Below are 8,805 nucleotides of genomic sequence, written 5' to 3'. Positions count from 1 at the left end.
GTTCGACGTGCGGTCGACAGTGTCGTCGTGCAGCAGGAACGTCACGTCGTCGGCCGACAGCTTCGCGTCGAACTCGACCATCCGGTGGCCACGGCGCGCGCCTTCGTCGAGCGCCGCGAGCGTGTTCTCCGGCGCGAGCGTGCCGCCGCCGCGATGGGCGACGACGCGCGGATAGGGCCAGTCGGTACGAATTGTCATCGTCGGTCTCTCGGCAGGTACAGCAGGTTCAGGCGGCACGCTTGCCGGTCTCGGGATCGAAGAAATGCAGCCGGTGCGCAGGCAGCGCGGCCGCCAGCGCCGTGCCGCGCGCGGGGCGGTCTGCGTGCGGCAGGCGCACCGCAACATCGTGATTGCCCCAGCGGCCATGCGCGAGATTGTCCGCGCCGAGCAGCTCGCACGAATCGACCGGCAACGTGGCCTGCGCGACGCCCGGCTGCGGCGTCATGTGCTCGGGACGCACGCCGAGCACCCAGTCGCGCCCGGTGGCGATCGCGGTTCCGATGCCGGGCGCGCCGGCAACCGGCAGCGCAGGGCCGCCGCCTGCAACCGTAAACGTCGCGCCGTCGTCCGACAGCCGGCCGTGCATCAGGTTCATCGCGGGCGAGCCGATGAAGCCCGCGACGAACACCGTCGCCGGCTTCTCGTACACGTCGACCGGCGCACCGATCTGCTCCGCGTAGCCGCGGTTCATCACGATCACGCGCTGCGCGAGCGTCATCGCCTCGATCTGGTCGTGCGTCACGTAGACGCTCGTCGTCGCGAGCCGTGCATGCAGCCGCTGGATCTCGAGCCGCATCTGCACGCGCAATTTCGCGTCGAGGTTCGACAACGGCTCGTCGAACAGGAACACCGACGGCTCGCGCACGATCGCGCGCCCCATCGCGACGCGCTGTCGCTGGCCGCCCGACAGCTCGCGCGGCCGCCGTGCGAGCAGCGGCTCGAGCTCGAGGATCTTCGCGGCCGCGGCGACGCGCGAGTCGATCGTCGCGCGCTCGATCCCGCGGATCTTCAGCCCGTAGCCCATGTTCTGCGCGACCGTCATGTGCGGGTACAGCGCATAGTTCTGGAACACCATCGCGATGTCGCGATCCTTCGGCTCCAGCGCGTTGACGACGCGCTCGCCGATCGCGATCTCGCCGTCCGTCACCGTCTCGAGCCCCGCGATCATCCGCAGCAACGTCGACTTGCCGCAGCCCGACGGGCCGACCAGCACGATGAATTCGCCGTCGGCGATCTCCACGTCGATGCCATGCAGCACGTGCTGCTTGCCGTCGTAGGATTTCCTGACGCCCTTCAAGCTCAGCGCAGCCATACCTGGTCCTTCTCCCGGTTACCGTCCATTGTTTATTTCTCGGAATCGACGAGGCCGCGCACGAACCAGCGCTGCATCGCCAGCACGACGACGAGCGGCGGGATCATCCCCAGCAGCGTCGCCGCCATCACGTATTGCCATTCGGTTGCGGCGTCGCCGCTCGCGATCATCGTCTTGATACCCACCACCGCCGTCGACAGCGATGCCTCCGTCGTGATCAGGATCGGCCACAGATACTGGTTCCAGCCGTAGATGAACGTGATCACGAACAGCGCCGCGATGCTCGTCTTCGACAGCGGCAGCACGACGTCCCAGAAGAACCGCAGCGGCCCCGCGCCGTCGATGCGCGCGGCATCCATCAGCTCGTCGGGCAGCGTCATGAAGAACTGGCGGAACAGGAACGTCGCGGTCGCCGATGCGATCAGCGGCAGCGTGAGCCCCGCATAGGTGTTCGTCAGGTGCAGCGTCGACACGACCTGCACGGTCGGGAAGATCCGCACCTCGACCGGCAGCATCAGCGTGATGAAGATCAGCCAGAACGCCGTGTTGCGGAACGGGAAGCGGAAATAGACGATCGCGTACGCGGACAGGATCGACACCGCGATCTTGCCCACCGCGATGCCGAGCGCCATCGCGAAGCTGTTCACGAGCAGGCGGCCGAACGGCGCCGTCGTGCCGCCGCTGCCGTGCCCCCAGATGTACGCGACGTTCTCGAACAGGTGCGTGCTCGGCACGAGCGACAGCGGCACCGTGAACACTTCCTGCGCGTTCATCGTCGCCGCGCAGAACGCAACGTAGACGGGAAACACGATCAGCACGACACCCGCGATCAGCACCGCGTGGCAAAACAGGTCGAAGCCCTTGCGATTCTCGATCATGCGTATTGCACCCTGCGTTCGACGAAGCGGAACTGGATCACCGTGAGCCCGACGACGATGATCATCAGCACGACCGACTGCGCGCCCGAGCTGCCGATGTCGAGCCCCTGGAAGCCCTCCGCGAAAATCTTGTAGATCAGCGTCTTGGTGCTTTGCGCGGGGCCGCCGCCGGTGGCCGCGTCGATCACCGGGAACGTGTCGAAGAAGGCGTACACGAGGTTCACGACCAGCAGGAAGAAACTGGTGGGCGACAGCAGCGGCAGCGCGATGTTGAAGAAGCGCCGCACCGGCCCGGCGCCGTCGATTGCGGCCGCCTCGATCAGCGAGCGCGGGATCGCCTGCAGGCCCGCGTAGAAGAACAGGAAGTTGTAGCTCACCTGCTTCCACACCGACGCGAGCACGACCAGGAACATCGCCTGGCCGCCGTTCAGCGCGTGGTTCCACACGATGCCGCTCTTCGCGAGCGCATAGGTGATCAGGCCGATGCTCGGATTGAACAGGAACGCCCACAGCACGGCGGCGATCGTCGGGGCGACCGCGTACGGCCAGATCAGCAGCGTGCGGTACACGCGCGCGCCGCGGATCACGCGGTCGGCGCATGCGGCGAGGATCAGCGACACGACGAGCCCGCTCACCGTGACGAGCGAGCTGAACACGATTGTCGTGCGGAACGAATCGAGATACAGCGGATCGGCGAACAGGTGTGTGAAGTTCGCGAAGCCGACGAATTCGCTCGACGTGCCGAACGCGTCCTGCATCTGCGTCGACTGCCACAGCGCGACGCCGGCCGGCCACAGGAAGAACACGGCGGTGATCGCGAGCTGCGGCGCGATCAGCAGGTACGGCAACAGGCTCGTGCCGAAACGGGAACGGGATTGCATCGCGGAGATCCGGTCAGGCGCAACGGAAAGGGGGGCGTGCCGCCGGCCGGCGCGTGCATCCATCCGGGATGCGGCGCGGCCGGCGGCACGGTGCGATGCGGGCTCAGCCGCCCGACTTCTCGAAGCGGCGCAGCAGTTCGTCGCCGCGCGAAGCCGCGGAATCGAGCGCATCCTTCGGCGACTTCTTCTGCGCCCAGACCTGCTCGAATTCCTCGTCGACCACCGTGCGGATCTGCGGCATGTTGCCGAGGCGCAGCCCCTTCGTGTATGGCAGCGGCGGCTTGTTCAGCATCTGCTTGATCGCGGTTTCGGCGCTCGGGTTCTTCGCGTAGAAGCCCTGCTGGCGCGTCAGGTCGTACGCGGCCGTGGTGACCGGCAGGTAGCCCGTGTCCTGGTGCCACTTCGCGGCAACGGCCGGCGAGGCCAGGTACGCGAGGAATTTCGCGACACCCTTGTAGGTTGCCGGATCCTTGCCGGCCAGCACCCACAGGCTCGCGCCGCCGATGATCGCGTTCTGCGGTGCGCCCTTCACGTTCGCGTCGTACGGCATCATGCCCGTGCCATAGCTGAACTTCGCGAACTTCTGCACGTTCGCGAGCGCGCCCGACGACGTCGTCATGATCCCGCAGTCGCCGCTGTAGAACTTCGCCGACGCTTCATCCTTGCGGCCCGCGTACGTGAACGTGCCGTCCTTCGCCATCTGCTGCAGGAACGCGACGTGCGCGATCTGCTGCGGCTTGTTGAATTCGAGCACCGCGTCGTTGCCGTCGAAGCCGTTGTTGCGGCTCGCGAACGGCAGCCCGTGCCACGCGCTGTAGTTCTCGAGCTGGATCCAGCCCTGCCAGCCGGTCGTGAAGCCGCACGCCATCCCCGACTTGCGCAGCTTCTCCGCATCGGCCTGCACGTCGGCCCACGTCTTCGGCGGCTGGTTCGGATCGAGGCCGGCCTTCTTGAACGCGTCCTTGTTGTAGTACAGCACTGGCGTCGAGCTGTTGAACGGCATCGACACGAGATGGCCCGTCTTCGCGTCGCTGTAGTAGCTCGCGATGGTCGGCACGAACGCCTTTTCGTCGAGCGGCACGCCGGCCTGCTTGAACACGTCGTAGACAGGCACGACGGCCTTCTTCGCCTGCATCATCGTGGCCGTGCCGACTTCATAGACCTGGAGGATCGCCGGCGCGTTGCCGCTGCGATAAGCGGCGATGCCGGCCGCGAGCGCCTGGTCGTAGGTGCCCTTGAAGACCGGCACGATCTTGTAGTCGCTCTGCGACGCGTTGAACTGGTCGGCGATCAGGTTGACCCGCTCGCCGAGCGCGGCCTCCATCGCATGCCAGAACTGGATCTCCGTCGCGGCGAACGCCACGTGCTGCGCCCCGAACATCAGCGCGCCGCCGAGCGCGATCGAACGAACCATGGTCCCCGCAGGCTTCTTCTTCATCGATCTCTCTCCTATGAAAACGTTACCAACAGCGCGTGCAACATTCCCATCGCCATTGAACCGGCGAAGTCTAGTGATCGTTTGTGACAGTCAGTTGTCGCTGATGACGAACAGGCGCTGATACTCCTTCAGCGCGAAGCGGTCGGTCATGCCGGCGATGTAGTGCGCGACGAGACGCGGCTGCTGCGCGGCGTCGTCGGACTGGTATGGCGGCGGCAGCAGCCGCGGATCGTCGATGAACGCCTCGAACAGCCCGGTGACGACGCGCTGCGCCTTGCTCGCCATGCGCATCACCTTGTAGTGGCGATAGAGGTTCTTGAAGAGGAAACGCTTGAGGGCGGCCGCCTGGGCGGCGACAGATTCGCTGTGCGACACGAGCGGCGGCGCGGCGCGCACGTCGTCGAGCGACGCGGGCGCGACGCGCGCGAGGTTGCGCGTCGTCTCGTCGATCAGGTCGACGATCAGCGTGTTGATGATGCGGCGCACCGTCTCGTGCACGAGACGGCGGCCTTCGAGGTGCGGGAATTCGGCGAGCGCCGCCTCGTAGTGGCGCTGCCACAGCTCGACTTCCGCGAGCTGTTCGATCGTGATCAGGCCGGAACGCAGGCCGTCGTCGACGTCGTGGTTGTTATACGCGATCTCGTCCGCGATGTTGGCAAGCTGCGCTTCGAGCGACGGCTGGCGACCCTGCAGGAAGCGCTCGCCGAGCGCGCCGAGCTTGCGCGCATTCTCGCGCGAGCAGTGCTTAAGAATGCCTTCGCGGGTCTCGAAGCACAGGTTCAGCCCGTTGAACGCGCCGTAATGCTCCTCGAGCTCGTCGACGACCGCCAGGCTCTGCAGGTTGTGCTCGAAGCCGCCATGCTCGCGCATGCAGGCATTCAGCGCGTCCTGCCCGGCATGGCCGAACGGCGTATGGCCGAGATCGTGCGCGAGCGAGATCGCCTCGACGAGATCCTCGTTCAGACGCAGGTTGCGCGCGACCGAGCGTGCGATCTGCGCGACTTCGAGACTGTGAGTGAGACGTGTGCGGAACAGGTCGCCTTCGTGATTGACGAAGACCTGCGTCTTGTATTCGAGCCGGCGAAATGCGGTCGAGTGGACGATGCGGTCGCGGTCGCGCTGGAATTCGGTGCGCGCCGCCGGCGGTGTTTCCGGATGACGACGGCCGCGCGATTGCGACGCGTGAGCGGCATACGGAGCGAGATGGGCTTCCAGCGCCGCCAGGGTCGGCGGCTCGGCCACCGGCGCAGTGGATGCGTGGCCGGCTTCGGGCAGTGTGCTGCTGGATGTCTCGCTCACGTCTCCTCCATGTCAGGGGCGCCGGGGCATCCGGGCCGCCGTTAGCGGGTGGTCTGGGCCAGTGTAGCGAACACGGCTTCGTCCGGCGCCTGCGTGATCAGCGTATCGCCGAATCGCTTCAGCAGGATGAACTTGATCGCGCCGGCCTCGGCCTTCTTGTCGACGCGCATCAGGTCCATGTAGCGCGCATCGCCGAGCGCGGGCCCGCGGGTCGGCAGGTGCGCGGCCGCGATCACCGCATCGAGGCGCTGCCGCGACGCTTCGTCGAGCAGGCCGAGCCGCACCGACAGGTCGCCCGCCATCACCATCCCGCAGCCGACCGCCTCGCCATGCAGCCACTCGCCATAGCCGAGCCCGGCCTCGATCGCGTGGCCGAACGTGTGGCCGAAGTTCAGGATCGCGCGCAGGCCGCCTTCGCGTTCGTCGGCCGCCACCACGCTCGCCTTGATCTCGCACGAGCGCTTCACCGCGTGCGCGAGCGCAGCCGGGTCGCGACGGTTCAGCGCGTCGACGTTCGCCTCGATCCAGTCGAAGAATTCCGCATCGGCGATCGCGCCGGTCTTGATGATCTCGGCGACGCCGGCCGCCAGTTCGCGGTCGGGCAGGGTCGTCAGCGCGCCGATGTCGGCGATCACGGCCTGCGGCTGGTAGAACGCGCCGATCATGTTCTTGCCGAGCGGGTGGTTGATGCCCGTCTTGCCGCCGACCGACGAGTCGACCTGCGACAGCAGCGTCGTCGGCACCTGGATGAACGGCACGCCGCGCATGTAGCACGCAGCGGCAAAGCCCGTCATGTCGCCGATCACGCCGCCGCCGAGCGCGACGAGCGTCGTCTTGCGGTCCGCGCGGTCGGTCAGCAGGCCGTCGAAGATCAGGTTCAGCGTTTCCCAGTTCTTGTACGCCTCGCCGTCCGGCAGCACGACTGTCGACACGCGCTTGCCGAGCGGTGCAAGCGCCGCGCGCAGTGCATCGCCGTAGAGCGGATCGACCGTCGTGTTCGTGACGATCGTGACGGACGAACCCTTGATGTGCGGGGCGAACAGCTCGGCGCGGCCGATCAGGCCGGCGCCAATGTGAATCGGGTAGGCGCGGTCGCCCAGATCGACGTTGACAGTAATCATGCTTGTAGCGGCTTGGCGATGACGCCGGCCAGTTCGAGTTGCATCAGTACCATGTTGACGAGACCGTTGACCGACGGACGGCCGGTCTCGATGACGAAATCCGCGCATTCGCGGTACAGCGGGTCGCGCACTTCGTATAACGCTTCGAGACGCCCCTTCGGATCTTCGGTCTGCAGCAGCGGGCGGTTCTTGTCCTTGCGCGTGCGCAGCCACAGGTCGTGCGGATTGGCGCGCAGGTAGATGACGATGCCGTTGCTTTTCAGGCAATCGCGATTTTCCGGGCGCAGCACCGCGCCGCCGCCCGTCGCGAGCACGATGTTCTCGCGCTGCGTGAGCTCGGCGATCACCTGCGTTTCGCGATCGCGAAACCCGGCCTCGCCCTCCATCTCGAAGATCGTCGGAATGCGCGCGCCCGTGCGGGCCTCGATTTCGTGGTCGGAGTCGAAGAACGTCCTGTCGAGACGACGCGCGACCGCGCGGCCCACGGTGGTCTTACCCGCTCCCATAAGGCCGACGAAAAATACGCTTGCATGTGGGTCCCGCGCTTGCAACGGCTTCCTCTGCTTCAATCTTGCTGGTGTGTGGCGCAGCTTACTGGCAAAGCGGCTGCCTTGTCGAGCCTGCGCCGGCGGCTTCCGGCCCTGTTTCTTTGCCATCCGCGCTGCCCGCGCCGCGCGCATCGCAGCGCGCATCGACGACGGTCGGCGTGATGAAGACGACCAGTTCGTTGCGCTGATCGCGCTGCGCGCGGTGCCGGAAGAGCGCGCCCAGAAACGGTATTTTGCCCAAGAGCGGCACGCGCGTCACATCGTTCCGGTTCAGTTGCTCATAGATCCCGCCGATCGCGACCGTCCCGCCGTTCTCGACCTCGACGCGCGTCTGGACGTGCTTCGTATGAATCGCCGGGCCGGCCGCGGTCGGCTCGCCGATGCTGTCCTTCGTCACGTCGAGGTCGAGCACCACGCGCCCGTCCGGCGTGATCTGCGGCTCGACCTCGAGCTTGAGCGTCGCCCGGCGGAACTGCACGCCGCTGACGCCGTTGCCGACCTTCGCCTGGTACGGCAACTCCGAACCCTGTTCGACGATGGCCTTGACGCGATCGGCGGTCACCACGCGCGGACTCGAAACGATCTGACCCCGCCCCTGCGCCTCGAGCGCGCTCAGTTCGACGTCGAGCACACGGCTGAGCGGCGCGGCGAACAGCGTAAAGCCCGCGGTTGCCGCTTCGAAGCCGCCGAGCGGCCGCGCGGCAAGGTCGAGCGCGTTGCGCGCACCGGCCGTGAACGTGGCGCTCTCGCCCGACGGCGGCCGCTCCTGCGCCCGCAGCGCAACGCGAGCGCCGAGATTACGCGAAAAACCCTGCTCGCCCTCGACGATGCGGGCCTCGATCCGGACCTGCCGCGACGGCCGGTCGATCGCATCGATCAGGCTCGCGATCTGGTCGAGACGCGGCGCGAGATCGGTGACGAACAGCAGGTTCGTACGCGGATCGGCCGCCGCGGCGCCGCGTTTCGACAGCAGCCGCTGGCCCGTCGCACCGGCCAGCAACCGTTGCACGTCCTGCGCGCGCGGGTAGTGCAGCGCGAACGTGCGGCTCGCCAGCGGCTCCAGATCGGCGGCCCGTGCGTGCATTTCGAAGCGCTCGCGTTCGCGCGCGGCCAGCTCGGCCGCCGGCGTGACCCATATCACGTTGCCCCGCCGGGACATCGCGAGCCCGTGCGTGTCGAGCAGCGTGTCGAAGGCGTCGCGCCAGCGCACATTGTTCAGACGTAACGTGACGGTGCCGCGCACCTGTTCGCCGACGACGATATTGAGCCCGGTGAACCGCGCGAACGCGTCGAACGCGGCCGCGAGCCCCGCACCCTGCAGATTCAGC

At 67.0% G+C, this 8,805-nt stretch carries 9 protein-coding genes; all 9 read right to left on the bottom strand.

Annotated elements, in window-relative coordinates; all coding sequences use genetic code 11:
* The coding region (locus JYJ84_RS21335; protein ID WP_275890734.1) for a glycerophosphodiester phosphodiesterase family protein at window positions 1-198 on the bottom strand (198 nt) is incomplete at its 3' end.
* A gap of 28 nt (window positions 199-226) precedes the next feature.
* Window positions 227-1,312, bottom strand: coding sequence for a sn-glycerol-3-phosphate import ATP-binding protein UgpC (locus JYJ84_RS21330; protein ID WP_174958672.1), 1,086 nt, complete (start codon window positions 1,310-1,312; stop codon window positions 227-229).
* Between the two features lie 32 nt (window positions 1,313-1,344).
* Window positions 1,345-2,190, bottom strand: coding sequence for a sn-glycerol-3-phosphate ABC transporter permease UgpE (ugpE, locus tag JYJ84_RS21325; RefSeq protein ID WP_089444814.1), 846 nt, complete (start codon window positions 2,188-2,190; stop codon window positions 1,345-1,347).
* Window positions 2,187-3,071, bottom strand: a complete 885-nt coding sequence (gene ugpA / locus JYJ84_RS21320; RefSeq protein WP_122944217.1) for a sn-glycerol-3-phosphate ABC transporter permease UgpA — start codon at window positions 3,069-3,071, stop codon at window positions 2,187-2,189. The genes ugpE and ugpA overlap by 4 nt, the downstream gene beginning before the upstream one ends.
* A 103-nt stretch (window positions 3,072-3,174) precedes the next feature.
* Window positions 3,175-4,509, bottom strand: coding sequence for a sn-glycerol-3-phosphate ABC transporter substrate-binding protein UgpB (gene ugpB / locus JYJ84_RS21315; RefSeq protein ID WP_175222796.1), 1,335 nt, complete (start codon window positions 4,507-4,509; stop codon window positions 3,175-3,177).
* A 90-nt stretch (window positions 4,510-4,599) separates the two neighbouring features.
* Complete coding sequence (locus JYJ84_RS21310; protein ID WP_175222797.1) at window positions 4,600-5,808, bottom strand: deoxyguanosinetriphosphate triphosphohydrolase; 1,209 nt, start codon at window positions 5,806-5,808, stop codon at window positions 4,600-4,602.
* A 41-nt stretch (window positions 5,809-5,849) separates the two neighbouring features.
* Complete coding sequence (gene aroB / locus JYJ84_RS21305; RefSeq protein WP_089439053.1) at window positions 5,850-6,929, bottom strand: 3-dehydroquinate synthase; 1,080 nt, start codon at window positions 6,927-6,929, stop codon at window positions 5,850-5,852.
* Window positions 6,926-7,480: a shikimate kinase gene (locus JYJ84_RS21300; RefSeq protein ID WP_122944213.1), complete on the bottom strand. Its 555-nt coding sequence runs from the start codon at window positions 7,478-7,480 to the stop codon at window positions 6,926-6,928. Before JYJ84_RS21300 ends, aroB begins: the two co-directional genes overlap by 4 nt.
* A 40-nt stretch (window positions 7,481-7,520) precedes the next feature.
* Window positions 7,521-8,805, bottom strand: a 1,285-nt coding sequence (locus tag JYJ84_RS21295; protein WP_205189434.1) for a type IV pilus secretin PilQ, incomplete at its 5' end; no start/stop codon positions are given.

Origin of the sequence: Burkholderia sp. LMG 13014 (assembly GCF_905232215.1) — a bacterium.
In the GTDB taxonomy this organism is placed as follows: domain Bacteria; phylum Pseudomonadota; class Gammaproteobacteria; order Burkholderiales; family Burkholderiaceae; genus Burkholderia.
Note: the sequence above shows the minus strand (reverse complement) of the source record. Positions and strands in the feature narration are given on the sequence as shown.

Coding starts and splice junctions, on each gene's coding strand:
- ugpE (WP_089444814.1), bottom strand. CDS start 2,190: ATGATCGAGAATCGCAAGGGCTTCGACCTGTTTTGCCACGCGGTGCTG.
- ugpA (WP_122944217.1), bottom strand. CDS start 3,071: ATGCAATCCCGTTCCCGTTTCGGCACGAGCCTGTTGCCGTACCTGCTG.
- JYJ84_RS21330 (WP_174958672.1), bottom strand. CDS start 1,312: ATGGCTGCGCTGAGCTTGAAGGGCGTCAGGAAATCCTACGACGGCAAG.
- aroB (WP_089439053.1), bottom strand. CDS start 6,929: ATGATTACTGTCAACGTCGATCTGGGCGACCGCGCCTACCCGATTCAC.
- ugpB (WP_175222796.1), bottom strand. CDS start 4,509: ATGAAGAAGAAGCCTGCGGGGACCATGGTTCGTTCGATCGCGCTCGGC.